At 69.0% G+C, this 26677-nt stretch carries 29 protein-coding genes; 15 read left to right on the top strand and 14 right to left on the bottom strand.

Annotated elements, in window-relative coordinates; genetic code table 11:
• Positions 1-214: 214 nt before the first annotated feature.
• Positions 215-349, top strand: a complete 135-nt coding sequence (locus HWX39_RS14815; RefSeq protein WP_175968779.1) for an entericidin A/B family lipoprotein — start codon at positions 215-217, stop codon at positions 347-349.
• Between the two features lie 96 nt (positions 350-445).
• On the opposite strand, the gene HWX39_RS14810 is transcribed toward HWX39_RS14815, so the two are convergent.
• The 3 genes from HWX39_RS14810 to HWX39_RS14800 all read right to left on the bottom strand — a co-directional run bounded on the left by HWX39_RS14810 (position 446) and on the right by HWX39_RS14800 (position 3161).
• Positions 446-994, bottom strand: coding sequence for a permease (locus HWX39_RS14810; RefSeq protein WP_175968778.1), 549 nt, complete (start codon positions 992-994; stop codon positions 446-448).
• 196 nt (positions 995-1190) lie between these two features.
• Entirely contained in the window at positions 1191-2159 is a 969-nt protein-coding gene (locus tag HWX39_RS14805) for a DMT family transporter (RefSeq protein ID WP_244135005.1), read from the bottom strand.
• A 207-nt stretch (positions 2160-2366) separates the two neighbouring features.
• Complete coding sequence (locus HWX39_RS14800; protein ID WP_175968776.1) at positions 2367-3161, bottom strand: AraC family transcriptional regulator; 795 nt, start codon at positions 3159-3161, stop codon at positions 2367-2369.
• Positions 3162-3331: 170 nt separating this feature from the next.
• Here HWX39_RS14800 and HWX39_RS14795 point away from each other — a divergent pair, with 170 nt between their 5' ends.
• Both HWX39_RS14795 and HWX39_RS14790 read left to right on the top strand, forming a co-directional pair.
• On the top strand, positions 3332-4165 hold the full coding sequence (locus tag HWX39_RS14795; RefSeq protein ID WP_175968986.1) for a molybdenum cofactor biosynthesis F family protein: 834 nt from the start codon (positions 3332-3334) through the stop codon (positions 4163-4165).
• Positions 4162-4971 carry an SDR family oxidoreductase gene (locus HWX39_RS14790; protein ID WP_175968775.1) on the top strand — a complete coding sequence of 270 codons (810 nt, stop codon included), beginning with the start codon at positions 4162-4164 and terminating at the stop codon, positions 4969-4971. Before HWX39_RS14795 ends, HWX39_RS14790 begins: the two co-directional genes overlap by 4 nt.
• 103 nt (positions 4972-5074) lie before the next feature.
• On the opposite strand, the gene HWX39_RS14785 is transcribed toward HWX39_RS14790, so the two are convergent.
• Complete coding sequence (locus tag HWX39_RS14785) at positions 5075-5557, bottom strand: cupin domain-containing protein (RefSeq protein ID WP_175968774.1); 483 nt, start codon at positions 5555-5557, stop codon at positions 5075-5077.
• Positions 5558-5688: 131 nt separating this feature from the next.
• Between HWX39_RS14785 and HWX39_RS14780 the strand changes: the two genes are divergently transcribed.
• Positions 5689-5940, top strand: a complete 252-nt coding sequence (locus HWX39_RS14780; protein WP_175968773.1) for a hypothetical protein — start codon at positions 5689-5691, stop codon at positions 5938-5940.
• Here the strand turns inward: HWX39_RS14780 and HWX39_RS14775 are convergent.
• The 6 genes from HWX39_RS14775 to HWX39_RS14750 all read right to left on the bottom strand — a co-directional run bounded on the left by HWX39_RS14775 (position 5918) and on the right by HWX39_RS14750 (position 11619).
• Positions 5918-6610, bottom strand: a complete 693-nt coding sequence (locus HWX39_RS14775; protein ID WP_175968772.1) for a dihydrodipicolinate reductase — start codon at positions 6608-6610, stop codon at positions 5918-5920. The genes HWX39_RS14780 and HWX39_RS14775 overlap by 23 nt on opposite strands.
• 160 nt (positions 6611-6770) lie before the next feature.
• Positions 6771-7535 (bottom strand): DUF4410 domain-containing protein, encoded by a 765-nt coding sequence (locus tag HWX39_RS14770; protein WP_175968771.1) that lies wholly within the window; start codon positions 7533-7535, stop codon positions 6771-6773.
• Positions 7536-8043: 508 nt separating this feature from the next.
• A complete protein-coding gene (locus HWX39_RS14765; RefSeq protein ID WP_175968770.1) occupies positions 8044-9390 on the bottom strand; it encodes an ATP-binding protein in 1347 nt (448 codons plus the stop codon).
• Positions 9390-10103 carry a response regulator gene (locus HWX39_RS14760; protein WP_034198023.1) on the bottom strand — a complete coding sequence of 238 codons (714 nt, stop codon included), beginning with the start codon at positions 10101-10103 and terminating at the stop codon, positions 9390-9392. Before HWX39_RS14760 ends, HWX39_RS14765 begins: the two co-directional genes overlap by 1 nt.
• A 43-nt stretch (positions 10104-10146) precedes the next feature.
• Positions 10147-10452, bottom strand: coding sequence for an EF-hand domain-containing protein (locus tag HWX39_RS14755; protein WP_089442017.1), 306 nt, complete (start codon positions 10450-10452; stop codon positions 10147-10149).
• 90 nt (positions 10453-10542) lie between these two features.
• Entirely contained in the window at positions 10543-11619 is a 1077-nt protein-coding gene (locus HWX39_RS14750) for a hypothetical protein (protein WP_175968769.1), read from the bottom strand.
• A gap of 507 nt (positions 11620-12126) precedes the next feature.
• On the opposite strand from HWX39_RS14750, the gene HWX39_RS14745 reads away from it, so the two are divergent.
• The 5 genes from HWX39_RS14745 (at position 12127) to creD (ending at position 17595) form a co-directional block, all read left to right on the top strand.
• Positions 12127-13035, top strand: a complete 909-nt coding sequence (locus HWX39_RS14745) for a sterol desaturase family protein (protein WP_175968768.1) — start codon at positions 12127-12129, stop codon at positions 13033-13035.
• 106 nt (positions 13036-13141) lie between these two features.
• The gene (locus HWX39_RS14740) at positions 13142-13855 is read left to right on the top strand and encodes an SDR family NAD(P)-dependent oxidoreductase (RefSeq protein WP_175968767.1); all 714 of its coding nucleotides are present in this window, start codon (positions 13142-13144) and stop codon (positions 13853-13855) included.
• 79 nt (positions 13856-13934) lie between these two features.
• On the top strand, positions 13935-14639 hold the full coding sequence (gene creB / locus HWX39_RS14735) for a two-component system response regulator CreB (protein ID WP_175968766.1): 705 nt from the start codon (positions 13935-13937) through the stop codon (positions 14637-14639).
• 14 nt (positions 14640-14653) lie between these two features.
• Entirely contained in the window at positions 14654-16105 is a 1452-nt protein-coding gene (gene creC, locus HWX39_RS14730) for a two-component system sensor histidine kinase CreC (protein WP_175968765.1), read from the top strand.
• A 104-nt stretch (positions 16106-16209) separates the two neighbouring features.
• On the top strand, positions 16210-17595 hold the full coding sequence (gene creD, locus HWX39_RS14725) for a cell envelope integrity protein CreD (RefSeq protein ID WP_175968764.1): 1386 nt from the start codon (positions 16210-16212) through the stop codon (positions 17593-17595).
• A gap of 88 nt (positions 17596-17683) precedes the next feature.
• Here the strand turns inward: creD and HWX39_RS14720 are convergent, their stop codons facing one another.
• Positions 17684-18106 carry a RidA family protein gene (locus HWX39_RS14720; RefSeq protein WP_175968763.1) on the bottom strand — a complete coding sequence of 141 codons (423 nt, stop codon included), beginning with the start codon at positions 18104-18106 and terminating at the stop codon, positions 17684-17686.
• Positions 18107-18310: 204 nt separating this feature from the next.
• Between HWX39_RS14720 and HWX39_RS14715 the strand changes: the two genes are divergently transcribed.
• A complete protein-coding gene (locus tag HWX39_RS14715; protein ID WP_175968762.1) occupies positions 18311-18748 on the top strand; it encodes a hypothetical protein in 438 nt (145 codons plus the stop codon).
• Between the two features lie 82 nt (positions 18749-18830).
• Positions 18831-19028, top strand: a complete 198-nt coding sequence (locus HWX39_RS14710; RefSeq protein ID WP_175968761.1) for an oxidoreductase-like domain-containing protein — start codon at positions 18831-18833, stop codon at positions 19026-19028.
• Between the two features lie 75 nt (positions 19029-19103).
• Here HWX39_RS14710 and HWX39_RS14705 read toward each other — a convergent pair whose 3' ends face one another.
• Positions 19104-20564, bottom strand: a complete 1461-nt coding sequence (locus tag HWX39_RS14705; protein WP_175968760.1) for an MFS transporter — start codon at positions 20562-20564, stop codon at positions 19104-19106.
• 158 nt (positions 20565-20722) lie between these two features.
• On the opposite strand from HWX39_RS14705, the gene HWX39_RS14700 reads away from it, so the two are divergent.
• The gene (locus HWX39_RS14700) at positions 20723-21595 is read left to right on the top strand and encodes a LysR family transcriptional regulator (protein WP_175968759.1); all 873 of its coding nucleotides are present in this window, start codon (positions 20723-20725) and stop codon (positions 21593-21595) included.
• A 58-nt stretch (positions 21596-21653) separates the two neighbouring features.
• Positions 21654-21974 (top strand): hypothetical protein, encoded by a 321-nt coding sequence (locus HWX39_RS14695; RefSeq protein ID WP_175968758.1) that lies wholly within the window; start codon positions 21654-21656, stop codon positions 21972-21974.
• Between the two features lie 51 nt (positions 21975-22025).
• Here the strand turns inward: HWX39_RS14695 and HWX39_RS14690 are convergent, their stop codons facing one another.
• Complete coding sequence (locus HWX39_RS14690) at positions 22026-22928, bottom strand: LysR family transcriptional regulator (protein WP_175968757.1); 903 nt, start codon at positions 22926-22928, stop codon at positions 22026-22028.
• Positions 22929-23025: 97 nt separating this feature from the next.
• Between HWX39_RS14690 and HWX39_RS14685 the strand changes: the two genes are divergently transcribed.
• Both HWX39_RS14685 and HWX39_RS14680 read left to right on the top strand, forming a co-directional pair.
• Entirely contained in the window at positions 23026-24009 is a 984-nt protein-coding gene (locus HWX39_RS14685) for an NAD-dependent epimerase/dehydratase family protein (protein WP_175968756.1), read from the top strand.
• A gap of 131 nt (positions 24010-24140) precedes the next feature.
• Positions 24141-25532: an RtcB family protein gene (locus tag HWX39_RS14680; RefSeq protein WP_175968755.1), complete on the top strand. Its 1392-nt coding sequence runs from the start codon at positions 24141-24143 to the stop codon at positions 25530-25532.
• Positions 25533-25940: 408 nt separating this feature from the next.
• Here the strand turns inward: HWX39_RS14680 and HWX39_RS14675 are convergent, their stop codons facing one another.
• Entirely contained in the window at positions 25941-26642 is a 702-nt protein-coding gene (locus tag HWX39_RS14675; protein ID WP_175968754.1) for a DUF2848 domain-containing protein, read from the bottom strand.
• Between the last annotated feature and the right edge of the window lie 35 nt (positions 26643-26677).

Below are 26677 nucleotides of genomic sequence, written 5' to 3'. Positions count from 1 at the left end.
ATATACGCGGTGCGTATATTAGTTCGTGGCGCAGTGAAGTCAAGGAAAATCTGCCCGATTGGGCAGTGTGGCGCACGTGACACTCGACGGATTCGTACTGGCGTGCCGCGTTCGTCTCCGTATAATCTGGTCAGGCCCCGTGCCCTGCATCTTGCCGGGCACCACGCCGCAAACGATTCGCCCGTCGGGCTTGTTGATTTCAAGGAGAATGAGAATGACGCGTACGATTGCTGCAATGCTGCTGCTGGTAACCGCCGCGCTTGCCGGTTGCAACACGGTCGCCGGCGTGGGACAGGACATTTCGAAGGGCGGCCAGGCGATCAGCGACACGGCTGAAAAAGCCAAGTAAGCCGGCCGGTTCCGGAATGCAGAAAGCGCCGGGCCGCCCCGCGATTGCGGGGCGGCCCGGCGCTTTTTTTGCGGCCGACGCTCGATGCCGGCGGCGTCAGGCGCGCTCGACGAACGCGTAACGGCCTTCGACCTTGCGCGGCGTAAGCCAGCCGTAGTCGGGGAACAGGCGGTTGCGGACGAACCAGACATAGCCCACCAGCAGGACCGTGATCGCGAGGCTCGGCAGTGCGGTCGACGGATCGCGTCCGAGCTCGGCGATGGTCTTCGGCAACTGCAGCAGCGACAGCAGGATGAACGCGTGGTACGCGCCGACACGATGGGTCGCAAAGCCCCAGATGAACAGCAGCGACAGCGGGACGGTCAACGCAAGGAACACCAGCACGAGGCCGTTGGCGGCGCCCGTTGCGAAGAAGTAGTACGCGAGCATGAGGCTGATCGCGAGCTGGGCGATACCGAGCGCGACCAGGATCCGGATATGCAGCTTGTTCTGGCGGCAGCGTTCGGGATCGGGGCGCGACGCGATCAGGTGCGCGAGCACGCGATCCTTGAGTCCCTGTCCGGACAGTTCGGCCAGTGCGTCGGCCTTCCTCGTTCCCGCGGACAGCAGCACCGCGATTCTTGTTTTGGCTTCCTTCCTGTTCATTGCGTGGCGGATTGTCGTTCGATGGTTGTCAAAGATCCCGGCCACGCGAATATTGCATCTTGCGGGGTGGTGCGCAACGGTTTTGCGGTGCGCGGACACATTCCTACAGTCGCCGGCTGCATGGCGTGATCGCGAGGATCGACGAGCTAGGCGGCGCGCAGCCGCGCGGTTTCCGCCACGACGCGATGAGCGCGAGTCAGTCGGTGGCGGCCTGCGCGGCGGGCGCGGGGCCGGCCGGCCGACCCGGATTCGCCGGGTGCGTATCGCGTGCTTCGACTGGCGGTTCGCGCCGCCGCGTCGCGCCGACGAGCATGCCGGCGACAACGAGCGCGATCCCCGCGATCCGCGTGCCGTTGAGCGTTTCGCCGAACAGCGCGACCGCGAACAGCACCGCCGAAACCGGCGCGACAGCCGTGAACAGCGCGGCCTCGGTGCCGCTCGTGCGCGCCGAACCCGCGTACCAGCACAGGTAGCCGAGCACGGTCGGCACCAGCGCGTAGTAGGCGATCGCCGACACGGCACCCACGGTCCAGCCGCTCGCCACCGCGTGCCATTCGAACGCGGCTGGTACGAGTGCGAGCACGAAGCCGAGGCCGGACATCGCGGTGGACAGCGCCAGCGGCGGCAACGGTGCGGCCAGCCGCCGGTTGAGCAGGATGAATACGGCTTCGCACGCGACGGCGGCCAGCACCAGCGCATCGCCGGCAAGCGTCTGGAGCGACGGCAGCGCCTGAGCGGGCGCAAACGTGACGAACAGCACGCCGGCCGTGGCCAGCGCGGCGGCCACCCAGTCACGCGGCGTCTGCCGCTCGCGCAGCACGACGGCCGCGATCAGCGTCGACATCGCGGGCAGCGTGCCGAGCATCACACCCGCATCGAGCGGCGACGACAGCTTCGTGCCGCAGATCAGCAGCACCGTATAACCGACACCGCCCGCCGCCGCCTGGATGACGAGCAGTACGGCGTCGCGCGTGGACAGGCGCGGCCAGCGCATTCGCTGCGCGCGCATCAGCGCGAACAGCAGCGGCGTCGCGATCAGGAAGCGCAGCGCCGTGGCCGCGAACGGCGGCAGGCCGCCCGCCGCGAGGCGGCTCGCGATGACGGTGCTGCCGACGCCGGCCATCGCGGCGGCGAGATAGAGATAGCCAATCAGTCGTGTCTTCATGCGCCGCATCGTCGCGTACGGCGGCCGTGCGCGTCTTGAACGAAATTGCAGCGTGCAGGCGGGGTGTCGAATCCGGCGTGCGCGCAACTCGGCATGCCCGGCATGCTTGTGCCAAGGGAGTGGGCGACAGTTGCCGCTGCTGTCGATGGGGCCGCTGCCTTCGAAGTCGGTGCGCCTGGCGGCGCGTCCCGCCGGATGGCGGCGGCGTCAAACGGCCTGCGTGAACCGCCCGGGCGTGATCCCGAACTGGCGCGCGAACGCACGTGTCAGATGGCTCTGGTCGGCAAAGCCGGCTTCGGCTGCGGCATCGGCGATCGGCAGGCCACTGGCGAGCAGCGCGCGCGCCAGCCGCGCACGCGACTGGATCAGGTAGGCGTGCGGCGTGATGCCGAGTTCGCGGGCAAACCCGCGCAGCAGCTGGAAGCGGCTGACGCCGCTCAGGTCGGCCAGCTCGGCGAGCGAAACGGGGGCGGCCGGCGCCGCGTCGAGCCGTTCCCGGGCGATGCGGATCGCCGGTGCGACGCCCGCCGGCGGCAGCGTGCGGCTCGCGTGCCGGGCGAGTAGCCCGGCGACGAGCATCACGAGCGCTTCGTCGCGTGCGAGCGGCTGGGATTCCCCCGCGACGATACGTGCATGCAGCCGGCCGACGGCGGCCGCGAGCCGCGCATCGCGCACGGCCGGGTGCGCCAGTTCGACCCCGCCGAGCCCTTCTTCGGCCGCGACGCCCGCGACCAGCGCGGGCGCGAGGTACAGCATCCGCCAGCGCCGGCCCGTGCCGGCCTCGATCGGCGAGCCGTCGTGCATCTCGCCCGGGTTGACCATGATCGCGTCGCCGGCCAGTGCGTCGACCTGCCCGCGGCCGCTCCACGACCGGTGCGCGCCGCTGACGATCACGCCGACCCCGAATTCGTCGTGCGCGTGGCGCGGAAACGCGCGATCGGATTCGAGGCTGATTGCCTCGATGCCTTCGCCGGTTCGTCGGTAATGGGTGACGCGGTGCATGTGCGCTCCTCGCGCCGGTCGCGGCGCGGATTTCGTGCACTTTAGCGTGTTCCGGCGCCGTGCGCCCTTCATCCTTTTGGCCGATACCGCGCGGCGCGCGCAGCCCGCACCATGTGCACATGAGCAGCGTACACGGCCCGCCGGGCCTGAAGCTGCGCGGGAGGCGGCAGGTGGAACGACAGGATCCGGTATTCATTCAGGTTGGCGCGCTCGCGGACGGCTTTGCGCCGGACGCGAACATCCTCGCATCCGTCGACGCGCTCGCCGGGCGTACGCTGGCGCTCGGCGATGCATCGGGCGCGTGGCGCGTCTATACGTTCGAGCCCGGCGCGCTGCAGTGGCGCGACGCGGCGACCGACACGGGCGGCCGCGAGCCGTGCCGCGTGACGCGGCTGCGCGACGGGCTGTACTTCGTCGACTACATCGATTCGGCCGCCCGCGCGACGTCGGTCAGTCTCGTGATCGATCTCGACAACGGGGTATGGACCTCGGTCGTCGGCGTGCTGCCGACCGAAGCCGACACGCGCATCGACGCGTTCACACGGGTGGCGCGCGGGCTGCCGCTGACGGGCGTCGAGGCCGGGTTCCGGCACGGCACGCTCGGCGGCCACACGCAGCCGGGGCCGCTGCACGGGCCCACGCGCGAGCTGATCGGCAAGCGGACGATGTATCGCTACAGCCCGACCGAATGCTACGAGCACATCTACCTGAACGAGAATTTCTACGCGTGGCAATGCCTGCAGGGTGTCGAAGGCGGGCTGGCCGACGTCGACCGCTGCCATTACTTCAGGATTGCAGATGGACTGTATCTGTTCGTGTGGCGCGAAAAGGTGGTGCCCACGCTCGGCGTCGTGCTGATCGACCTCGCGCAGCGCAAGACCGACGGCAAGATCTTCGGCTACCAGGGTGGCGATTTCGGCACGCTGTCGAACTTCCCGATCGGCGCCCACGCGCAGGTGCTGAACGACACCGTGCATCCGTTCGGCGGCGAGGCGCGGCGATGAATGCCGCGCCGGGCAGCGGCCGCTTGCGCGCGGATTTCAGCGGGCGTGTCGTGCTCGTCACGGGCGCCGCGCAGGGGATCGGCGCGGCGATCGCACGCCGATTCGCGGAATCCGGCGCGTTCGTCGCGCTTGCCGACCTGAACGGCGAGGCCGCCGCCGCGCAGGCCGATGCACTCGCGAGCACGGGCGGCGAGGCGCGCGCCTATCGGGTGGATGCCGCCAGTCGCGATGAACTGGGCGCACTGGTCGCGGCGGTCGAGCGTGACGGCGGCCGGCTCGATGTCGTCGTCCACAATGCCGCGTATTTTCCGCTGACGCCGTTCACGCAGATCGACGAGCCGACACTCGACCGGACGCTGTCGGTCAACCTGTCGGCGCTGTTCTGGCTCGCGCAGGCCGCGTTGCCGCCGTTCGAGCGCGCGGGAGCGGGCCGGCTGCTCGTCACGTCGTCGGTAACGGGGCCGCGCGTCGTCTATCCGGGGCTCGCGCATTACGCGGCGTCGAAGGCCGGCGTGAACGGCTTCATTCGTGCGGCGGCGCTGGAGCTCGCGCGCCGCAACGTGACGGTCAACGGCGTCGAGCCGGGCATGATCCGCACGCCGGCGGCCGGCAATCTCGGCGACGCGTCGGTCGCGGCGCAGATCGCGCGCGACATTCCACTCGCGCGGATGGGCGAGCCGGAAGATATCGCGAACGCGATGCTGTTTCTCGCCTCGGTGGATGCCGCATACATCACGGGGCAGACGATCGTCGTCGATGGCGGAGCGACGTTGCCCGAGAGCGGGGCGGTGCTTGGCGGTGAGTGACGGTGGCGCGGGCATTGGCCGGCGGAACCGGGCGGCGTCGGCGGTCCGCTGCGAGTTCGCGCAGCGGGCTCGGCGTGTCCCGTCGGGAGCCTCGTCGCGTGCGTCAGTCCGGCATTCCGTCATGGCCCCCGAGCGGCCTGTCGGGCCAGTCCACCCAGCGGTCCGCGCGCGTCAGCTCATACGCCTCGTTCATCGGGTAGCGGATGCGGTTGTCGTCGCGCGGACGCTCACCGATCACCATCAGCCTGACTTCGTCCTTCGTGTTGTTGATGAAGGTGTGGCAGATGCCGGTGCCCGCCGGAAACGCGACGGAATCGCCTTCGACAACGGGGTAAAGCACGCCGTCGATCCAGACGTCGGGCTTGCCTTCGAGCACGTACACAAACTCCTGCTCGGTGCTTTCGGCATGCGGGTAGGAGGTTCGCCGGCCCGGCAGAAGCCTCACGTGATGAATCCCGATACGCGTGATGCCGAGCTTGGCGGACAGCGGTGCGTCCAGCCCCATCGGCTCGGTATCGCCGCGATAGCAACCCGCTTCCGGTTCTTCGAGTTCGGTCCAGTGCTTGATGAAATCGGGGCGGGTCATCGGTTGCTCTCCTGTCGGGGGATGTCGAGGGTAGCGGTTCAGGCGCCGACGCTGGCGGTGACGCGCGCCCCATCTCGGCGAATGAACCTCGGTCAACAACTTACCAGCGAATGGGGACGGACGATTGCGCGTTGAATCTCTCGACCGGCGAATTGGCGCCCCCCGGGCAGGCCGGCGTGATCCTGACCGCCGGCCATGCGGCACGTCGGGTGCCGATCGGCGCGATTCAGGGCGGCCCGGATATTGCCGATCGGCCGGTCGACGACATCCACGGAAATCAGCACCGAACCGCTTCATGCGTTGCGCAAAAAAACGTCTGCTACGCGGCGCACCGGTGCCGCCCGCCGCGTAGCGCCGCGACTACAGCCAGCCGTTGCGGATGAACTCGACGATCGAATAGCGGCGGTGCTCGAGATCGTTCTGCCGAACGGCGTCGACGATGCGAGACACACCGTCCGCGTAAGGTGTCGCGCCCACCACGCGCGATTCGAACTGCAGGCTGCACGCACCGTCGTCGATGCGGATCCGGTGAATCGCGTGGCGGCCGAGCTGATCGTCGGCGACCGCGAATTCGCTGCGCTGCACGTTCGGGTCGCGCACGGAGCGGATATCTTCCGGCCGCACGCCGAGCGACTGGCCGATCCCGACGGCCGTGCCGGGGACGGACGTCTTGCCGGCCTGGTGCGACTCCGTCAGGCTGATCCGGCAGTCGTGAAACAGATGGCCGCTGGTTTCCAGCATGCTCATGAACTTGAGCATCAGGATGTTCGTGTTCGGACACAGCACGACCGGGAAAGCGTGCGAGCCGGTTTCGAGCTCGGAGCCGGTCGATAGCTCGACGAGCGGCGATCCGGTGGCCTCGCAGAACGCGATTACAGCGGGGAGTTCGCGGCCGGAGCCGGCATGCACGACGATCGTTCTTGCGTCGCTACGCTGCGCATCGTTGCGCGCGCTGTCGGACCACGGGATCACGCGACAGGTTGCCGGGTCGAGCCGGTGTGCGTCGAGCAACTCGCTGGCCAGCTTGCCGGTTCCTACGACGAGTACTTGCATGGAATTGACGGGTTGAGGTTCAGGATTCGGAACGGGAGCGGCGTCGGCCGTCGGGTGGCACGGCACGGTCGCCGCGCGGGGCGCCGGAGCGGCCCCGAGCATTATGCCCGGCCGCCCGCGTGCGTGCCCGCCGGGCTTCGCAGGTGGGCAGCCCGGTGCGTCAGCTGGCCGACACGGTCGGCAGCCACGCATTCGCCGCGTTCTGCGTCGCGAGTTGCTTTGCGATCGAGCGCGCGAGGCGGTCCGTATCGGACGCCACCGTGTCGTGCTTCACTTCCGATACGCCATGCAGGCCGGCGCCAACCGCTGCCGACGTCGCGAGGCGGCCGGCCGCCGCGCCGACCCCGGCGGTTTCCACCATGCCGGGCAGGTGGCCGCTGTTCGCGCTGGACGAGAACGTGCCGAGCGGCTGCGGTGCGCCATGCGCCGGCTGGAACAGCACGGTGACCGATGCCTTCACTTCGCTCTTGCCCGCGCCGAGCCCGATCAGCGTGCGGCGGCGATTGCCGGCGTCGATCGACTCGAACCGGCCTTCGACGACCAGCGCGTCGCGTCCGTCGGGCGCCGGGCCGCGCAGCGCGGGGATGCCTTGCGACCGGAGTTCGCGTACGAGGGCGTCGGCGAGTTGCTCGCGGGTCTTCAGCGTGCTCTGCTGGCGCTGCACGTCGGCGGACGAACCGCTCGCGAGGGTCGCGATCTTGCTGATCATCCCGCCGTCGACCTTGACGTCGGTCGTGTCCACGTCGAACGGCGACACATAGACGACGTCCGCGCGAACCTGCGGCAGCGTGCGGGCTGCCGGCGCGGCGCTCATGGACGTGGTCGCCGTCGATGCGCAGCCGGTCATCGCGAGTGTGCCGGCGATCAGCGCGACACTGGTCAGACGTTTGGCATGGGCAGCAAGTGCGTGAAGGGAAGAAAACATGTCGATCTCCGTGGCCTGGGTGAAGTTGCCGATACTGTCGCGGCATTCAGGAACGCGAACGATCGGAAGCGGGGCGTGATCGCTGGCTGGGGAGAGGTTTCATGCCGTTGCGCAACACGCAGGCGCAAGTATGCGGAGGTCGGGCGCGATGCACCACGCAGGAATTATGTCGGCGCATGTCACGTGCCGCCGTGTGCGGACATGTACGGCAGGCAGGCCGTCGTGCAGACGGGCGAACGAACGGGCGAGCCGTCAACCAGTCGATCAGCCAGTCAGTCAGGCGGACAGGCGGACAGGCGGACAGGCGGACAGGCGGACAGGCGGACAGGCGGACAGGCGGACAGGCGGACAGGCGGACAGGCGGACAGGCGGACAGGCGGACAGGCGGACAGGCGGACAGGCGGACAGGCGGACAGGCGGACAGGCGGACAGGCGGACAGGCGGACAGGCGGACAGGCGGACAGGCAAACAGGCAAACAGGCAAACAGGTCCCCACACAGCCAGCCCGTCAGGCCGACAACGACCGCCGCACCGCCGCCGACGCATCGAGCGGCAACGCGACGACGGCCTCCAGCCCGCCGCCGTCGCGGTCGCGGAACGTGAGCGAGCCGCCGTGCTGGCGGGCGATCCGCTCGACGATCGCGAGGCCGAGGCCCGTGCCGCCCGCATGGCTGCGCGCGTTCGAGCCCCGGCTGAACGGCGCCTTGAGCCGCTCGAGTTCGGCCGCGCCGATGCCGTTGCCGCGATCGCTGACCACCGCGTACGCGATGCCGCGTTCGGCCCACGTACGCACGCCGAGGCCCGTCCGGCCGTAGACGACCGCGTTCTGCATCAGGTTCATCAGTAGCCGCATCAGGCTGATCGGCCGGAATGCGAACGCCGGCACCTCGCCTTCGTCGAAGTCGAATTCGTGGCCGAGCCCCGCGAAATCCGCGACGAGCTGGCCGATCAGCGCGTTCAGGTCGCCGGTTTGCGGCGTTTCGCGCTCGCCGCTGCCTGCGTAGTCCATGAATTGCTGCAGGATCGTATCGATCTGGTCCAGGTAATGCTCGGACGATGCGGTGAGCGCGTCGTGCGTGCCGCGCGGCAGCGCCATCGCGATCGCCAGGCGCAGCTTGGTGAGCGGCGTGCGGATGTCGTGCGACACGCCGGCCAGCATCAGCGAGCGGGTCGCTTCCGCCTGTTGCAGCGCGTCGGCCATCTGGTTGAACGCGCGGCTCACGTCGGCGATTTCGGTCGGGCCGTCGGTGGGCAGCGGCGGCGGGCGCTCGCCCGCGCTGACGCGCTGCGCCGCGCGCGCCAGTGCGTCGAGCGGCCGGTTCAGGTGGAGCTGGATCAGGTAGCCGGTCAGCGCCGCGAGCAGCGCCAGCCCGACCGACAGCACGAGCGCCGTCGTGATGCCGCTCGCCTGCGCGTCGGCGGCCATCGGCAGCGGCACCCAGACAGGCGAGCCGGTCACATGCAGGCGGATCCACAGGCGCTCGTCGTCGCCCGATTGCCAGCGCGCCGGGAGGTCGGGCGGCAGGTGGCGTTCGAGCGCTTGCATGAACACGTCGCGCTGCCAGGTGCGAAAGAAGGCCGCCAGGTTCGGTGCTTGCGGCGGCGCGGCGGGCGGCAGCGTGGCCTGTCCGCCGAACTGCGCGATGACCGCGCGGCCGGCGTCGGGCGGCAGGCTGGCGAGCGTGCGGTCAAGCAACTGCACGTAGTCGGAGAAGACGATCGAGGCCCGTTCGATGCGCGGGCGCTGCACGTAGTGCAGCAGCACGGTGAGCGAACAGGCGAGCGACAGCGCGACGAGCGCCACCAGCAGCGCGATGTTGCGCGCGAGCAGCGAGCGCGGCAGCGGGATGCGCATCACGGCTCGATGCCGGCCACCAGCATGTAGCCGATGCCCCAGACGGTCTTGATGAAACGCGGCTTGCCGGGATCGTCCTCGACGATCTGGCGCAGCCGCAGGATCTGCACGTCGACGCTGCGGTCGAGTGCGGCATGGTCACGGCCGCGCGCGCGGGCGAGCAGGTTCTCGCGGCTCACCGCGCGGTTCGGCGACGAGCCGAGCGCGTGCAACAGCAGCATCTGGGCCGAATGGATCTCGACGGGCGTGCCGTCGCGCATCAGTGTCTGCTGGCCGACGTCGAACGTGAATGCGCCGAAACGCAACCGCTGCGACGTGACCGTCGGCTCGCCGGCCGCCATCTTCTGCCGCCGCAGCAGCGCGCGGACGCGGGCCACGAGTTCGTCGGGGAGAAACGGCTTCGCCAGGTAGTCGTCGGCGCCCGTCTCGAGGCCGACGACCTTGTCCGCGGCGTCGCCTTTCGCGGTGAGCATCAGGATCGGCAGCGTCTGGCCTTCGGCGCGCAGGCGCCGGCACACGCTCAGGCCGTCCTCGGGCTCCATCATCAGATCGAGCACCAGCAGGTCGTACGGTTCGCGCTGCAGCAGACGGTCGAGCCGCTTGCCGTCGGCGACCGCGCGGACCTGGAAGCCATGGCCGGTCAGGAAGCGCTGCAGCATGTTGCGCAGCTCGGCTTCGTCGTCGAGCACGACGATCCTGCAGGACTGTTCCATCGCTTGCCTCCCGGTGCGTGCGCGGCCGGATTGTCGTGCGGGTTCAACGGGCCGCCATGCGCTGGCGCATGAAACCCGCGAGCTGCTCGAGCGTGACGTAGCCGTTGTGCTGCGTATCGATTTCGTCGAAATGCTGCGCGACCATCGGCATGCCCGCGGCGGCCTGCTCGCGGGTGAGCTTGCCGTCGTGCGTCGTGTTCGCGCTGGCGAAGCGGGTCTGCAACTGCATCAGCGCACGTTCGACGCGTGCCCCGCCGTTCGCCGCGCCGGGCGGCATCTGCTGGGCCGATGCTGCTGCTGAGACGATACACAAAACGACGACGGCAATCATCTTCTTGATGGACTTCATGGGGTTTCTCCTTGCGTGGCCAGCGGTCTGCGCCGGCCGGGTGGTTGATGAAACGGATGGAAAACGAAACGAAGCAAAAGGGGCGCCGGGTTACGCCCAGTGCGCAGGCACCCACACGCGGCCGGCCCAGTGGGCGGGCACCCAGATGACGGCTCGCGGCGGGTGAGCGACATACACGGCGCGCGGGGCGACGTAGACGGCGCGCGGCAGCGGCGGCGCGAGGTACAGGACCTTCGGCGGCGGCGGTGCGACGTAGACGACGCGCGGCGCGGGGGTCACGACGACAGCCTTCGGCGGCGCAGCATGCACGACCGTCGGCGGGGGCGGCGGCGCGACGACGACGGCGGCGGGCGGGGGCGTAACCACGACTGCGGCAGGCGCAGGCGCAGGCGCTGCGACAGCGACGGTGGCGACAGGCGGTGGGGCCGTCACGACCACCGCTGCGGGCGGGGGCGCCACGACGGGCACCGGCATCGGGACAGGAACCGGCACCGTCCCGCCGGCCACGACGACCGCGCCGCCTGCCGTCGTGCTGCCGTGGATCACGGTCGTGCCACCGGTCGAGACCGTGCCACCGTGCACGACCGTGGAGCCGCCCGACGTCGTCACGACACCCGGCGCCACGCGCGTCGCGCTGCCGGAATGCGTGACGGTTCCGCCGTCGGTGCTCGTCACGGTGCCCGAGCGCGAGCAGGTCGAGCCCGCGCAATTCGTCGATGCCGTGTGGCTGGCCGTGTTGCCGTTCGAACCCGTGATCGTGCCGCTCGACGAGTACTGGCCCGGGCCGCTGCGCGTCACGTTGCCCGACGTCGTTGCGCTGCGGCCGTCCGAGCCTGTCAGCGAACCGGTGTGCGAGCAGGTGCCGCCCGCGCAGCTCGTGTCGCCGCTGTGTTCGACCGAGCGCCCGTTCGGGCCGACGGCCGTGCCGCTGTTCGAGAACTGGCCGGGCGCGGTGCGCGTGACGGTGCCCGTGTTAGTCGCGATACGGCCGCCGGGGCCGATCACGCCACCCGCATGCGAGCAGCTGCCGCCGCCGCACGAGCCGGCATGCGCGCCGTTGTAGGTGCCGCGCGGCGTGTACGCGGTGCCGTGGCCGGTCCAGCCGGCGAAGGCCGGTGCGCAGACGAGGGTGAGGGCGGCGGTGGTGACGAGGAAGCGGGTTTTCATCGGGTGTCCTTGCGGTTCGTTTCGGGGCACGCAGCGGCGTGGCGACGGGACGAACTTTAGAGGCGATGACCCGCGCCCGTCGCGTCATAAAAGATGTCGCGGTGTTACACGTGTCGTGCTGTTTCGAGGTACGACGAATGTGCAACTCGGCCACGCGGATAGCGGACATGCCGCGCCGGGCAAGGCTGTTGGCGATCCAGCCGCGTGAGGGCCGGTGCCGCGGCGCGGGGGCGGAACGCGTCGTGCGCGGCGCGAACGTATGTCGCGGCGACATGCGGCGACATATTTCCCGCCGGACACACTCACGCGCGGCCACCAACCGGCCCGGCGCCAGCCCGCAAGCGCCCGCGCCCGCCACGCGCCGCTTGACGCTTTCCGCGCGACATACGGCGACATATTTCCCGCGTGGCCTTTCCGTACCGCGCCCACTACAGTGCGTTCCATTCGACGCGATGGCAGCCCGTGCAGCCGATGACGCGTCCGTCTCAACCGAAGGAAAGGCCCATCATGCTCACCACTACAGGAAAGCTCGCGTACTACGTCACGCTCTTCATCGTCGCCGTCTCGCTCGTCGAGGCGGCCGTGCTCACCTGGCGCCGCGCCCGCGGGCCCGAACCGTTCGACTGGAACGAGGTGTGGCTGTCGCTCGCCGATCTCGCGGGCCGCAAGCTGCTCGCGCTGGTGCCGCTGTCGCTCGCCACGCCCCTGTTCGACCTCGCGTGGGCACATCGGCTCTTCACGATCCCGCTCCACAGCGTCGCGCTCGCGCTGCTCGTGTTCGTCGGCCAGGAGTTCTGCTACTACTGGTATCACCGCGCGTCGCACCGCGTGCGATTCTTCTGGTCGACCCATGCGGTGCATCATTCGCCGAACCAGTTGACGCTGTCGTCCGCATTTCGCCTCGGCTGGACCGGCAAGATCGCCGGCGCCGCGATGTTCTTCACGCCGCTCGTGTGGCTCGGCGTGCGTCCGGAAGCCGTGCTCGCGATCCTGTCGTTCAACCTGATGTACCAGTTCTGGCTGCACAACACGTGGATGCCGAAGCTCGGCTGGCTCGAATACGTGTTCAACACGCCGTCCGCGCACCGCGTGCACCACGCGTCGAACCTCGACTACCTCGATGCGAACTACGGCGGCGTGCTGGTCGTGTTCGACCGGCTGTTCGGCACCTATGTCGCCGAGCGCGCCGACGAGCCGTGCCGTTTCGGTCTCGTCACACCGACCCGCTCGCGCAATCCGTTCGTCGTCGAACTCGAACACTGGGCGAGCCTGGCCCGCGACATCGCCACGGCCCGCGACGTGTGGACCGCGATCCGCTTCGTGCTGCTGCCGCCGGGCTGGCGCCCGGACAACCAGGGCGAAACGACGGAGGAGCTGCGCCGCCGCAGCCTCGTCGCCGTGCGCACGGATGCGTGAACGGCGCTACGCTGTGGCGCATTGCCGGTCGCGCACGCAAGTCGCGGCCGGCATGACCCATGCAACACGCATCATCAAGCAACCCTCGATCCAGGAGAAAACATCGATGGAACACGATTTCAAAGGCAAGGCAGTCGCGATCACCGGCGGATTCGGCCATCTGGGCGTCGCGACGGCCGCGTGGCTCGGCGAGCGCGGCGCACGCGTCGCGCTGATCGGCCGCGGCGCGGCCCCGGCGGCGCAGGCGCTGCCCGGCGTGCCGGCCGACGCGCTGCGCATCGGCGGCATCGATCTCGTCGATCCGCAGGCCGCCGTGCAGGCGCTCGATGCCGTGCAGCGCGAATTCGGCCGGGTCGATGCGCTGCTGAACATCGCGGGCGCGTTCGTGTGGCAGACGATCGCCGACGGCGACGCCGCCACGTGGGACCGCATGTACGAACTGAACGTGAAGACCGCGCTGAACGCATCGAAGGCCGCGCTGCCGCACCTGCTGGCGAACCCGTCCGGGCGCATCGTCAACATCGGCGCGGGCGCGGCGTTCAAGGCCGGCGCGGGGATGGGCGCGTACGCGGCCGCGAAGGCCGGCGTCGCGCGGCTCACCGAGGCGCTGGCGGCTGAACTGCTCGACCGCGGCGTGACGGTGAACGCGATCCTGCCGAGCATCATCGATACGCCGCCGAACCGCGCGGACATGCCGGACGCGGATTTCACGCGCTGGGTGCGGCCCGAGCAGATCGCCGCGACGATCGGCTTCCTGCTGTCGGCCGACGCGCAGGCGATCACCGGCGCGTCGATTCCGGTGACGGGCCGCGTGGCGTAGCGCGGCGCGCAGGGGCTCGCGCCGCGGCCGGTCGTGCGTACAATGTCGCACCGGAAACGCGCGAGCCCAGCCTGAGACCATGCATCAGCCCAATATCCTGATCGTCGAAGATGAAGTGGCGATCGCGGACACGATCATCTACGCCCTCGGCACCGACGGCATGCAGACCGTCCACTGCACGCTCGGGCAGGCGGCGCTCGACCACCTGCGCGACACGCGCTTCGATCTCGTGGTGCTCGACGTCGGCCTGCCGGATCTCAGCGGCTTCGAGGTGTGCCGGCGGCTGCGCACGTTCTCCGACGTGCCGGTGATCTTCCTCACCGCGCGGCACGATGAAATCGACCGGATCGTCGGGCTCGAAATCGGCGCCGACGATTACGTGGTCAAGCCGTTTTCGCCGCGCGAGCTGGCGGCACGGGTGCGCGTGATCCTGCGGCGTTTCTACCGGACGGCCGCACCCGAAGCGACACCCGTACCCGCGCCGGCTGCGGCCATCGCACCGGGTTTCACGCTCGATACCGACGGCGCGCGCGTGTCGTGGCTCGGCCACGCACTCGACCTCACGCGCTACGAATTCGGGCTGCTGGCGCTGCTGATCCGCCATCCGGGGCGCATCTATTCGCGCGAACAGTTGATGGACCTCGTGTGGCACGAGGCATTCGATTCGGCCGACCGCACGGTCGACACGCACGTCAAGACGTTGCGCGCGAAGCTGCGCGCGATCGACCCCGAGCGCGACCCGATCCGCACGCATCGCGGGATGGGTTATTCGCTGCAACCGTAACGACCGGCACCGCCATGCATATCGGCCTGCGCATCTTCTTCGGCTTTTTCCTGATCGTCGGCCTGGCCGCGCTGATCACGCTGCGCGTGTTCGTGCAGGAAGTGAAGCCGGGCGTGCGCGAGGCGATGGAGGACACGCTCGTCGATACCGCGCAAGTGCTCGCGACGCTGGCCGCCGACGACATGGCGAACGGCCACATCGCCGACGGCGCGTTCGCGCGGCAGCTCTCGAACCTGCACGAACGCCCGGTCAGCGCGAACGTGTGGGGCGTGCAGAAGAGCGCGATCGGCTATCGTCTCTACATCACCGATGCGCACGGCATCGTGCGCTACGACTCGTCCGGCAAGGCGGTCGGGCAGGACTATTCGCGCTGGAACGACGTGTACCGGACGCTGCGCGGCGAGTACGGCGCGCGCAGCACGCGCAGCGATCCGAACGACGACAGCAGCACCGTGATGCACGTGGCGGCGCCGATCCGGCGCGGCAACGAGATCATCGGCGTGCTGACGATCGCGAAGCCGAACCAGACGGTCGCGCCGTTCATCGCGCGCAGCCAGCGCAAGATCATGCTGTACGGCGCGCTGCTGATGGGCGGCGCGATCCTGATCGGCGTGGCGTGCACGTGGTGGCTGGTGGTCGGGCTGCGGCGCCTGCAGCGCTATGCGCGCGCGATCGCGGCGGGCGAGCGGGCCGACATGCCGCTGCAGGGCGCGAGCGAACTGGCCGAGCTCGGGCGCGCGGTGGAAAGCATGCATCAGCGGCTGGAGGACCGGCAGTACGTCGAGACCTACATCCATACGCTCACGCACGAGATGAAGAGCCCGCTGGCGGCGATCAGCGGCGCGGCCGAACTGCTGCAGGAAGAGATGCCGGTCGCGAACCGCCGGCGCTTCACCGAGAACATCCGCCGCCAGGCCGGCCGCCTCGAACAGATGATCCGCAAGCTGCTCGCGCTGGCCGAAGTCGAGCAGAAGCAGCGCCTGTCGGTGCGTGAACCGGTCGCGCTGCGGCCGGTGCTCGAACAGCTCGTCGACGATCTCGAGCCGCGCGCGCGGCAGCGCGGCGTGAACCTGGCGATCGACGCGCACGACGCGGCCGCCCCGGCGGTTGTCGAAGGCGATCCGTTCCTGCTGCGCCAGGCGCTCGTCAACCTGCTCGACAACGCGCTGGATTTTGCGCCGCAGGGCAGCACGATCCGCATCGCGCTCGAGCGGCAGCCGGCGGGCAGGGCGCAGGTCGCCGTCGTGCGCGTGGCCGACGACGGCCCCGGCGTGCCCGACTACGCGCTGGCGCGTGTATTCGAGCGCTTCTATTCGCTGCCGCGCCCCGACGGGCAGGATCGCAGCACGGGCCTCGGGCTGTGTTTCGTCCGCGAAGTCGCGATGCTGCACCGTGGCCAGGTCGCGCTCGCGAACCGCGACGAAGGCGGCGCGTGCGCGACGCTCACGCTGCCGTCGCCGGGCTGAGCGCGCTTCACGTTCGCCACACATTCGCTTCACACCGGCTTCAATCGCCCTTCACCGGGGCCGCTCATGCTGACCGTACCCTTTTACTCCGGTACCCGTCGGCCATGAATCGAGTCCTGTTGTTCAAATTCGCGATCACCGCGTTTCTCGCGCTGCTGATCCTGATCCCGCTGCAGATGGTGCAAAGCATCGTGCAGGAACGCTCCGCGTATCGCCGGGATGCGCTGCAGAGCATCTGGTCGAGCTATGCGGGGCCGCAGACGGTGGCGGGCCCCGTGCTCGTCGTGCCCTACACGGAAGTCACGCGCGTGCGCGACGATTCGCCGGCCGGCGGCGCGACGAAGACGAGCCTGCGAAGCGAGACGAAGCGCCTGCTCGTGTTTCCGAAGACGCTGAACGTCGACGGCACGCTGACGACCAGCGTCCGCTATCGCGGCATCCACAAGGCGCTGGTGTACGAGCTGGCGAGCCGGTTGACCGGCACGCTGCCGTTGCCGGACCTGAAGAAGCTGCCGCAGGCGGACGGCCACGTGAGCTTCAAGGTCGACGAAGCCTATGTCGCGATCGGCATCGGCGACATTCGCGGGCTGACCGCGCAGCCTGACCTGCGCATCGGCGGCGCGCACTTCGACGTCGAGCAGGGCACGCGGCTGGACAGCCTGCGCCAGGGCGTGCACGCGAACGTCGATCTCGCAGCGCTGGCGGACGCAAGCGCGGGCGCGGCCGTGCCGTTCAGCATCGACCTGCCGCTGCGCGGCGCGGATTCCGTCGCGTTCGCGCCGGTGGGCGACCAGAACGATTTCTCGCTGAAATCGACGTGGCCGCACCCGAGTTTCGACGGCGCGTTCCTGCCGAACAACCGCACGGTCGATGCGCGCGGCTTCACCGGCAACTGGCGCGTGACGTCGTTCAACACGAAGGCGCGCGAGCAGATCATCTCGGGCAACGGGGAAGGTGCGATCGAAATGGCATCGGTGTCGGTGATCGAACCCGTGAACGTGTACCTGCAGGCCGAGCGCGCGACGAAGTACGGCGCGCTGTTCGTGATGCTCACGTTCGCGAGCTTCTTCATGTACGAACTCGTGAAGCGGCTGCGCATTCACCCGATCCAGTACGCGCTGGTCGGCCTGTCGCTCGCGCTGTTCTTCCTGCTGCTGCTGAGCCTGTCCGAACACATCAAGTTCGCGTATGCGTATCTCGCGGCGAGCGGCGCATGCATCGGGTTGCTCGCGTTCTACCTGGCGTTCGTGCTGCACAGCGTGAAGCGCGGCGCGGTGTTCGCGGTGCTGCTCGCGGTGCTTTATGCGGCGCTCTACGGGCTGCTGCTGTCGGAAGACAACGCGCTGATGCTCGGTTCGTTGCTGCTGTTCGCGATTCTTGCCGGCATCATGACGCTCACGCGCCGCGTCGACTGGTATTCGCTCGGTGCCGCGTGGCAGCCGCTGGCCGACAAGGCGGGTGCCGTGAAGCCGGGCGCGCAGCCGAAGTAAGCGCGCGGGTGGCGAGCAGGCGCGCCGGCCGGGAATGTCACGACCGGCGCGTCATGCGGCGCATACGGCGCGATATCGCGCCGCCGATTCACGCGCGCGATGCAGGCCGGCGAAACCGCGCCAGCGGAATCTCGGCAACGGCGGCGATCTCGATCAGCAGGTCGGGATGGTAGAGACGCTCGACCTGGACGGTCGTCGTCACGGGATAGGGCGCGGCGAAGTAGGTTCTGCGAATATCGCCTGCCTGCATGAAGGCATCGATGTCGGTCGCGTAGTGAACGAGCGAGATCACGTCCTGCATCTGTCCGCCGATCGTGTCGAGCACGGCGCGGAGGTTGTCGAGCGACTGCCGCACCTGCGTGCGCATGTCGCCGTGGCCGACCACCTGGCCGTCGCGGTCGAGCGCCACTTGCCCCTTCAGGTGCACGATCCGGCCATCGCCCTGGATCACGGCCATCGAGAACGCGCCGAACGGCGCCCAGACTTCCGGCGGATTCACGGCTTCGGCCATCGTGCGGCTCCTGTGGGGCGATGAGGCGGATGCGGCGGCAGGGTGGGCGGCGGGCGTCGCGATGAATCCGGGCCGAGAGCGCCTGCCGGAAACGCAATGAAAGCGGGACATCGACAGCGTCGCCGGGTTCGCCGACAATCGCGCCATTATGGATCAACGCCCGGCGGCGCGTCGGCGACGCGACGGCGGCAACGACGACACCCCATGGACGATATCCGGATCATCAAGGATCTCGCGGAAATCGAGGGCACCGCCTGCATCGAACTCATGGGCGGGCCGTATGCGCGCAAGTGCTGGAATGAAGGATCGCTGTTTTTCAGGGAGGACGTCTTCGGCCTGCTCGAAGCGGCGATCGCGCGACAGATCCCGCAGTACGATCATGACGCATTCAACGGCATCGGTATGCCGGACTGGCTTCGGATCATCGGCGAGCTGGACGACACGCGCAGACTGCTCGGCGACGCCGCGCAGCGAATGACCGCACTCGACCGGCTCGGCTTCGTGTTCCGTGATTCGCGGGAGGCTTTCGTCGACCGTCTGGACGCGCGCTGCGCCGAGCTTGCCGAGGTGATCGCCGGAATCGACGCATGGACGCGCGAGGTCCGGATTCGTCACGACCCGGTGACGATGCCGGGGATATGACGCAGCATGGAATGGCCCGCGCGCCACGCATGTCGTGCAGCATCCGCTTATACTGAACCCGTCTCTTCATTCGATTTTCGCCGTGCCCGACACCGCCTCTCTGGAATCGTCCGTCGACGATCCCCGTCCGACCCCGCCCATCCAACCCGAACTGGAAGACTGCTGCAACAGCGGCTGCTCGCCTTGCGTGTTCGATCTCTACGACGAAGCACTCGCGCGCTATCGCGTCGAGCTGGCCGAATGGGAAGCGCGTCAGGCGCAACGCAAGCATCACGCGTGAGCCGGACGCCAATGAGTGGCTGCACCCGCACCGTTTCCGCGTCAGGTCCTGCCGTCGCAACGATTCCCGTCGCGCTTACGCTCCCGCATGCAGCCGCCGATGCAGCGGCCCGAGCATGGCCGACAACGCGACGCACACGAGCAGCACGGCCGTCAGCGCGAACATCGACGTCCTGAAGCCCTGCACATAATCCACCGCGGCCGGATGCGCGCCGAGCCGGGCGAAGAACACGCCGCCGAGCGTGGCCGCGCCGACGGCCGCGCCGATCTGCAGCATCGCGGTGACCATGCCGGATGCGACACCCGCGCGCGCCGTGTCGACTTCCGCGAGCACGATCCGCACGACCGACGGCAGCACGAGGCCCTGGCCGATCCCGATCGCCGCGATTCCCGCGTAGAAACCGGGGCCCGGCGCGGCGGCGCCCGCAAGCGTGGCGGCCGTCGCGACGCCGGCCGCGAGCATCGCGAAACCGAGCGTGAGCACGCGATAGCCGCCGAACCGGCCGACGAGGCGCGGCATCAGCAGCGGGCTCGACAGGAAACCCAGCCCGAGCGGCAGGATCGCGAGCCCCGACGCGAGCGGCGACCAGTTCAGGCAGCCCTGCAGGTAGATCCCGTAGCTCAGGAAGAACGCGCTCAGCGTATAGAACAGGAACGCCAGCACGAGCCCGAGCGCGACGACGGGGTTGCGCAACAGGCGCACGTCGAGCAGCGGATCGTGTCCGCCTGCGAGACGGCGCGCTTCGACCTCCAGCAGCGCGCCGAGCATCGGCAGCGCGCCGACGAGGCCCGCGATCATCCACAGCGGCCAGCCCGCCTCGCGCCCATGCGTGAGCGGGTAGACGAGCATCAGCAGGAACAGCGACAGCAGCGCCATGCCCGGCACGTCGATGCGCTGGCCTTTCGGCGGCCGGCTTTCCGGGATGAAGCGCCAGCTGCCGATCAGCGCCAGGATGCCGATCGGCAGGTTGACGAGGAAGATCGCGCGCCAGCCGAGCCCGAACGGATGCAGGCTGATCAATGCGCCGCCGCCGAGCTGGCCGATCACGGCCGCGAGGCCGAACACGAAACCATAGAAACCCATCACGCGCACCTGCTCCTGCGGACTGAACACGCTGCGGATCGTCGCGAGCACCTGCGGCGCGAGGATCGCGGCGAACAGGCCCTGCAGCACGCGGCCGCCAACCAGCACCACGCCGCTGCCGGCGAGCCCGCACAGCGTCGACGCGACGACGAAGCCGGCCATCCCGATCATGAACATCCGCTTGCGGCCGTACAGGTCGCCGAGCCGGCCGCCGGTGATCTGCACGACCGCATTCGCGCACGCGTACGCCGACACGACCAGCTGCAGCTCGGCCGGGCGCGCGCCGATGCCGTCGCGGATGGCCGGCAGCGCGAGATTCACAATGAAGTAGTCGAGCGGCGGCAAAATCGCGCCAACCAGCAGGACCACCAGCGCCCAGCCGTGGTGGCTGCGCGGCGTCGCCGCGGCGGCCGTGCCGGCCGGCACGCAGGGAGCAAGGGTGTCGTTCGTCATGGAAGCAGATCCGAAAGAATGAGTGCCACATTCACGTCGGGCGCGCCGGTTCGGCCGTGGACGGGCGATTGACCCCCATTCTGGTTCGTGTCGACGAATCGGAAAAGCGGGAATTGGTGGTAGCATCCATCGGGTAAATCGATGGATGGAGAATGACGATGCGCGGTTTCGACCTGGATCAGTTGCGTACTTTCGCGGCGGTCGCGGACGCCGGCAGCCTGACGGCCGCCGCGCCGCTGCTGCACCTGTCGCAGTCGACGGTCAGCGAGCAGGTGCGCAAGCTCGAATCGCGCGCCGGCGTGCCGCTGTTCGTGCGCAGCAAGCGCGGGGTCGAGCCGACGCCCGCCGGCTCGCGGCTGCTGCAGCATGCGCGGCGCATCGTCGCGCTGAACGAGGCCGCGTTCGACGAAGTGCGCGGGCAGGCGATCAAGGGCGAGCTGCGCGTCGCGATCACCGATTACTACCGGACCAACGAAGTCGCGGGCCTGCTCGCGCGGCTGCGGGAGTGCTACCCGCAACTGAGCCTGCACGTCAGCGCGATGAAGAGCGCGGATATCGAGGCGGCGCATGCGCGCGGGCAGGTCGATCTCGGCGTGGTGATGAACCTGTCGAGCGGGCCGTTCCGGCCGGCGTCGGCCGATACGCGCTGGGTGCTGCGGCGCGAGCCGCTGTCGTGGGTCGCGTCGCCGGCGCTCGCCGAGCAGTTGCCCGAGCCGCTGCCGCTCGTGCTGCTGCCGGACGACTGCATGATGCATCAGGTCGCGGTGCGCTCGCTCGACGAGCAGCACATGCCGTACCGGCTCGTGCACAGCGCGTCGGGGGTGGCCGGGCTGCAGTCGATGCTGGCGGCGGGGCTCGGGGTGGGCTGCCTGTGCGCGTCGGCGATCGGCGAGGGCATGATGCGGCTCGGTGCGAAATACCGGCTGCCGCCGCTGCCCGACGCGGTGTTTTCGCTGACGCCGCCGATGCCGGGCGAACGCGAAACCGTCGCGCAGGCGCGCGAGGTGCTGTCGCGGCAATTGCTGATGTAAAACCGGGCCGCACGACAGGCGGCAGCGCGTAACTGAGAGGCGCGCCAGGGGACAAAAAATGAACGACGAACTGAAAAGCCAGATGGCCGAGAGGCTGCAGGACGCGCTGGAGCGCGTGGTCGACGAACGCTCGCTGATTCATTTCCTGCGCGTGCTCGGCCACGACTGGAACAAGGAGCGGCAGCTCGAGGCCGACCTGCCGCCGTCGCCGTACGCGCGCGCCGCGCTCGGCTGGGAAAACCGCTCGATCGGCGAGTACCTGGAAGCGATGGTCGACTGGGCCGAGGCGTCGGAGGAAGGGCTGCGTTTTTACGACGTGCCGGACAATCCGTGGCGGCGCATGGCGGACATCCTCTTTGCCGGGAAAATCTACGAATAGCGGCGCTCGGGCGATGCGTTCGCTTCGTTCGTGTCCGCCGCCCCAAACCGTCTATTCGACGATTTCGCCGTTCACGTACGCACGCAGCCCGTCGGCCAGCGCGTCGAACACCGCGCGGCAGCGCGGGCTGGACCGCTGGTCCTCGTGCATCACGACCCAGGTTTCCAACTGCATCGCGAGCCTGTCCGCCAGCACGCGCACGAGCCGCGCGTCGCGTTTCGCGAGTCCGCTCTGGCAGAAGCCGATCCCGTAGCCGGCGCGGATCATCGCGAGCTGCGCGACGTTGCTGTCGGTGCGTAGCGAGAACGCATCCCGCTTCCACTGCGGCATGCTGCGGCTCGCCGAACGGATGAACGGCGTGATGGTATCGAAGCCGATCAGCACGTGATGCGCGAGTTCGTCGACCGTCTCGGGCGTCCCGTTGCGCGCCAGGTAGTCGTCGCGCGCATACATCCCGACTTCGATCGCGCCGACGCGCCGCGCGACGAGCGCCTCCTGCGCGGGCGGCGCCATCCGCACCGCGATGTCGGCCTCGCGGTTCAGCACGTCCTGGATGCGGTCGGTCGGCACCAGTTCGATGACGAGCCCCGGATGGTCGCGCCGCAATTGCGCGAGAATCGGCGGCAGCACTTCGACGGCGATGACGTCGCTGGCCGAGATCCGCACGATGCCGCGCACGCCGGCGCCATGACTCGCGGCCGCGCGTTCGAACGCGGCCGCCGCGCTGCGCAGTGCTTCCGCGTGGCCGCGCAGCGCGAGCGCCGCCTCGGTCGGCAGCAGGCCGGACGGTGAGCGCGTGAACAGCGTCTGGCCGAACGCGGCCTCGAGCGCCGCGACATGGCGGCCGGCGGTCGGCTGCGTGATGCCGAGCGCGCGCGCCGCGCCGGACAGCGAGCCTTCCGTCAGCACGGCGAGGAAGGTGCGATAGCGTTCCCAGTTCAGATCGATGGTCATACATAAATGTATAGCTGATCTATCAGGTTAAGCAATTCCTTGATAGCAGAAGGCGCGCCAGAATGTGGGTCATCACGGTTCATTCAAGGAGAGCGCAATGACGACCCACGCAGGCGGGACGCAACGACAGGCACTCGTGCTCGGCGCGAGCGGCGGGATTGGCGGGGAAGTCGCGCGGCAGTTGCGCGATGCGGGCTGGCAGGTGCGTGGGCTCAAGCGCGGGCTCGACGCCGAGGTCGTGGAGCGCGACGGCATCGTATGGATGCGCGGCGACGCGATGGACCGCGACGCGGTCGTCCGGGCCGCGCGCGGCTGCAGCGTGATCGTGCATGCGGTGAATCCGCCGGGCTACCGGAACTGGGCAGGGCAGGTGCTGCCGATGATCGACAACACGATCGCGGCGGCGAGGGCGGAGCGTGCGACCGTCGTGCTGCCGGGCACGATCTACAACTACGGCGCCGATGCGTTTCCGGTGCTGTACGAAGATGCGCCGCAGCATCCGTCGACGCGCAAGGGCGCGATCCGCGTCGAACTGGAGCGCCGGCTTCAGGATGCGGCCGCGCAAGGCGTTCGCACGATCATCGTGCGCGCCGGCGATTTCTTCGGGCCGAAGCTCACCGGCAATAGCTGGTTTGCAGCGGGGTTCGTCAAGGCCGGGCAGCCGGTTGCGGCCATCAGCGTGCCGGGGCGGGACGGCATCGGGCATCAATGGTCGTACGTGCCGGATGCCGCGCGCGCGATGGTCGAGCTGATCGAGCGGCGCGACACGCTGGAACCGTTCGCGCGCTTTCACCTCGGCGGACATTGGGATGCGGACGGCACGCAGATGGCGGAGGCCGTACGGCGCGTCGCGCGGCGGCACGGGCTGCGCCCGACGGTGCGCAAGTTCCCGTGGTGGTTCGTGTGGGCCGCGGCGCCGTTCGTCACGACGCTGCGCGAATTGCTCGAAATGCGCTACCTGTGGCGCGAGCCGATCCGGCTCGACAACACGCGGGTGACCGCGGTGCTCGGCCGTGAGCCGGTGACGCCGCTCGACACGGCGGTGGAGGCGACGCTGGCGGGGCTCGGGTGTCTCAAGTGAGCAACGGCGGTCGCGAACGCAATCGCGTTCTGCTATGATCCGCGCTCCCTTCCTCGACGCTGCTGCAGGAAGGTACCCACGACCGCCGCAAGGCCGGAGGTCGCGTCGTACCTTTTTCATTTTCAGCAGCGATGTCTACTTTCCCTCGCTTAAAAAAGGCCTTGCAACGGCAAGGCATCCATGTCGACTATCACGTCGGCATCTATCACCTGCGCAATGAACTGACGCAGGCGTCCGTCCTGTTGCCCGATTCGCTCCCGCTCGAGGAGAAGGCCGTTCGGCAGTTGCTCGCGTTCGCGGCCGTCCGTTCGCCGGATGGCCATCAGGGTGTGTGCAAGGCGTGCGCGACGCCCGATTTTCATCCGGGCGGCGTCGCGCCCGTCGGCTCGATCGTCGCGACCGACGACGCATTCGTGATTCCCGCCGCGATCGGCACCGATATCAATTGCGGGATGCGTCTCGTTACCACGGGCCTCAAGCGGTCGGCGCTCGCGCCGTTCGAGACGGCGCTCGTCGAGCGGCTGACGCGCGCGATTCTCGCGGATCGGCGCGACGTGCCCGTCGCCAGCGACGCATTTCGCGCGCTGTTCGATGCGGGCCAGGCGGCATTCGTCGATCGCGTCGCGCCGCAGGGGCTCTGGCAGCACGTCGACCGCGACCGGCTGATCGACGAACTGTCGTCGTGCATCGGTCTCGACCGGTTCGACGGCAGCGCGAAATATGCGCCGGACGCCCACGTCGGGTCGCGCGAGGTATTCCGCGATCCTTGCCTCGGCACACCCGGGTCGGGCAATCATTTCGTCGAACTGCAGGTGGTCGACGCGGTGTTCGATCGGCATGCGGCCTACCGTGCGGGACTCGCGAAGGACGATGTCGTCGTGATGATCCACAGCGGCTCGCGCGATGTCGGTTTCTACGTCGGGCGGCGCTGGATGGACCGGGCGCGCGCGGCGTGGCCGGCAGGCGTCAGGCATCCGGAAAGCGGCCTGTACGGCCTGTCCGGCGAGCTGGCGCGCGAATACCTCGTCGCGATGGGCACGGCCGCGCGCTATGCGTGGCTCAACCGTGTCGTGCTTGCCGAGATGGTGCGCAAGGAACTCGCGGAACTCACCGGCGAGACCCGCTCGGCCCTCGTGGTCGACGTGCCGCACAACGTCGTGCTGCGCGAACACGGGATGAACATCCATCGCAAGGGGGCGACACCCGCTCGCGACGGCGACTTCGCGCTGATTCCCGGATCGATGGGCGATGCGTCGTTTCTCGCGACCGGGCTCGGCCATCCCGACTGGTTGTGGTCATGCAGCCACGGCGCCGGTCGCAGCGTGCGCCGCCAGGCGGTGCGGCGGATGCGCACGGAGCAGGCGCCGGGCACGTGGCGCTGCGTCACGCTGCGCGACGAGCGCCGCATCGAGGAAGCGCCGGAAGCCTACAAGCCGATCGGGCCCGTGATCGATGCGCAGGAGCAGGCCGGCCTCATTCGCAGCGCGGTCCGGCTGAAGCCATGGATCACGTTCAAGGCGTGACGGGCGGCGGCGTGCTCCGTGGCCGCCGTCGTCGCTTGCGCCGGGGCCGGCGATACACCGTTCGTCTAGCCGTGCCTCGGGCTGCGCCCGGGCACGGGAAGGCGTCACGGCGAACCGACGCACTCGCGGCGCAACAATTTTCCACATACCGGGGCGCGTCCGATGAGCATCATGGCGGTCAACGTCGAAATAGCGAAAACGGGGGCGCAATGCTGCATTTCGGATGGAAAGTGTCGGTTGCGGGCGCCATGATGTTCGCATTGAGCGGGTGTACCAACCTGGTTGGCGTCCTGTATTGCGGCAACTCGCAGTTCGACTTTCCGGACTATCACTGCTTCCAGCCCTACTAGCAGCGGCATGGGCGGCGACAGAACGCTGTCGCCCCCGTGTTCCGCGCCTCGTGGTTCGTTAGGCCACGACCGGCAACACCTCTACTGCATAGCGGTGCCGAAGGCTGCGCCCGAGCACCGGATCGTGCAACTCCATCTCGAACGCATCACCGTCGCCCATCGCCGCGATCGCGCCATGCACCGCCACCGTGCCGCCATACATCGCGCCGCGCGCGGGCACCGTGCGGCGGCCGTCGAAGCGCTGCCACAGCACCTCGGGCGCCAGCAGGCCTCTCACCGTGCCGTGCTGGTAGGCCGACCGCTGTTCATCGCGCGAGATCAGCCACGAACGCATCTCGATCGCATCCCAATGATCCTTGACGTCCGCGTAAAGCCACGCGTCGTGGCCGAGCGGCTTCGCGCATACCTGCTTCGACACCGCTACACCGTAAGCTTCAACCTCGCGATCCGTATGATCGGAGCCGACGGTCACGAGCGTGCCGGCCGGGCTGTCGACCAGCACGCATTCGATCTCGCCGCCCGAGTGCGCACCCAGTACGCCGATCGACGGCGCCTGCGTGAGCAGCGCGGCCGACACGCGATAGAAGCAGGGCGTGGTCGACGGCGGTGCAACGCCGAGTGCCGCGAGTTCGTCGATATGTGCCTGGATCGCGGCCGGGTCGCGGCCGGCCCAGCCGGCGATCACGACGCGCTCGATCTCGACGTCGACGGTGGCCGGCGCGCGTTGCCGGGAAATCACGTTGAACGACAGGATTGGCATGCGGGTATCCGTTTGAAGTGCGAAGGAATGAAGCG

The sequence above is a fragment of the Burkholderia sp. BCC0322 genome (genome assembly GCF_902833045.1).
In the GTDB taxonomy this organism is placed as follows: Bacteria; Pseudomonadota; Gammaproteobacteria; order Burkholderiales; family Burkholderiaceae; genus Burkholderia.
This window is presented reverse-complemented; position numbering and strand designations above follow the sequence as displayed.

Excerpts from the sequence above, each read along its gene's own strand:
- HWX39_RS14815 (WP_175968779.1), top strand. The coding sequence starts at position 215 with ATGACGCGTACGATTGCTGCAATGCTGCTGCTGGTAACCGCCGCGCTT.
- creD (WP_175968764.1), top strand. The coding sequence starts at position 16,210 with ATGAATCGAGTCCTGTTGTTCAAATTCGCGATCACCGCGTTTCTCGCG.
- HWX39_RS14685 (WP_175968756.1), top strand. The coding sequence starts at position 23,026 with ATGACGACCCACGCAGGCGGGACGCAACGACAGGCACTCGTGCTCGGC.
- HWX39_RS14680 (WP_175968755.1), top strand. The coding sequence starts at position 24,141 with ATGTCTACTTTCCCTCGCTTAAAAAAGGCCTTGCAACGGCAAGGCATC.
- HWX39_RS14690 (WP_175968757.1), bottom strand. The coding sequence starts at position 22,928 with ATGACCATCGATCTGAACTGGGAACGCTATCGCACCTTCCTCGCCGTG.
- HWX39_RS14705 (WP_175968760.1), bottom strand. The coding sequence starts at position 20,564 with ATGACGAACGACACCCTTGCTCCCTGCGTGCCGGCCGGCACGGCCGCC.
- HWX39_RS14715 (WP_175968762.1), top strand. The coding sequence starts at position 18,311 with ATGGACGATATCCGGATCATCAAGGATCTCGCGGAAATCGAGGGCACC.
- HWX39_RS14775 (WP_175968772.1), bottom strand. The coding sequence starts at position 6,610 with ATGCAAGTACTCGTCGTAGGAACCGGCAAGCTGGCCAGCGAGTTGCTC.
- HWX39_RS14760 (WP_034198023.1), bottom strand. The coding sequence starts at position 10,103 with ATGGAACAGTCCTGCAGGATCGTCGTGCTCGACGACGAAGCCGAGCTG.
- HWX39_RS14790 (WP_175968775.1), top strand. The coding sequence starts at position 4,162 with ATGAATGCCGCGCCGGGCAGCGGCCGCTTGCGCGCGGATTTCAGCGGG.
- HWX39_RS14700 (WP_175968759.1), top strand. The coding sequence starts at position 20,723 with ATGCGCGGTTTCGACCTGGATCAGTTGCGTACTTTCGCGGCGGTCGCG.
- HWX39_RS14805 (WP_244135005.1), bottom strand. The coding sequence starts at position 2,159 with ATGAAGACACGACTGATTGGCTATCTCTATCTCGCCGCCGCGATGGCC.
- HWX39_RS14695 (WP_175968758.1), top strand. The coding sequence starts at position 21,654 with ATGAACGACGAACTGAAAAGCCAGATGGCCGAGAGGCTGCAGGACGCG.
- HWX39_RS14740 (WP_175968767.1), top strand. The coding sequence starts at position 13,142 with ATGGAACACGATTTCAAAGGCAAGGCAGTCGCGATCACCGGCGGATTC.
- HWX39_RS14800 (WP_175968776.1), bottom strand. The coding sequence starts at position 3,161 with ATGCACCGCGTCACCCATTACCGACGAACCGGCGAAGGCATCGAGGCA.
- HWX39_RS14745 (WP_175968768.1), top strand. The coding sequence starts at position 12,127 with ATGCTCACCACTACAGGAAAGCTCGCGTACTACGTCACGCTCTTCATC.
- HWX39_RS14755 (WP_089442017.1), bottom strand. The coding sequence starts at position 10,452 with ATGAAGTCCATCAAGAAGATGATTGCCGTCGTCGTTTTGTGTATCGTC.
- creC (WP_175968765.1), top strand. The coding sequence starts at position 14,654 with ATGCATATCGGCCTGCGCATCTTCTTCGGCTTTTTCCTGATCGTCGGC.
- HWX39_RS14750 (WP_175968769.1), bottom strand. The coding sequence starts at position 11,619 with ATGAAAACCCGCTTCCTCGTCACCACCGCCGCCCTCACCCTCGTCTGC.
- HWX39_RS14765 (WP_175968770.1), bottom strand. The coding sequence starts at position 9,390 with ATGCGCATCCCGCTGCCGCGCTCGCTGCTCGCGCGCAACATCGCGCTG.
- creB (WP_175968766.1), top strand. The coding sequence starts at position 13,935 with ATGCATCAGCCCAATATCCTGATCGTCGAAGATGAAGTGGCGATCGCG.
- HWX39_RS14675 (WP_175968754.1), bottom strand. The coding sequence starts at position 26,642 with ATGCCAATCCTGTCGTTCAACGTGATTTCCCGGCAACGCGCGCCGGCC.
- HWX39_RS14810 (WP_175968778.1), bottom strand. The coding sequence starts at position 994 with ATGAACAGGAAGGAAGCCAAAACAAGAATCGCGGTGCTGCTGTCCGCG.
- HWX39_RS14770 (WP_175968771.1), bottom strand. The coding sequence starts at position 7,535 with ATGTTTTCTTCCCTTCACGCACTTGCTGCCCATGCCAAACGTCTGACC.
- HWX39_RS14720 (WP_175968763.1), bottom strand. The coding sequence starts at position 18,106 with ATGGCCGAAGCCGTGAATCCGCCGGAAGTCTGGGCGCCGTTCGGCGCG.
- HWX39_RS14785 (WP_175968774.1), bottom strand. The coding sequence starts at position 5,557 with ATGACCCGCCCCGATTTCATCAAGCACTGGACCGAACTCGAAGAACCG.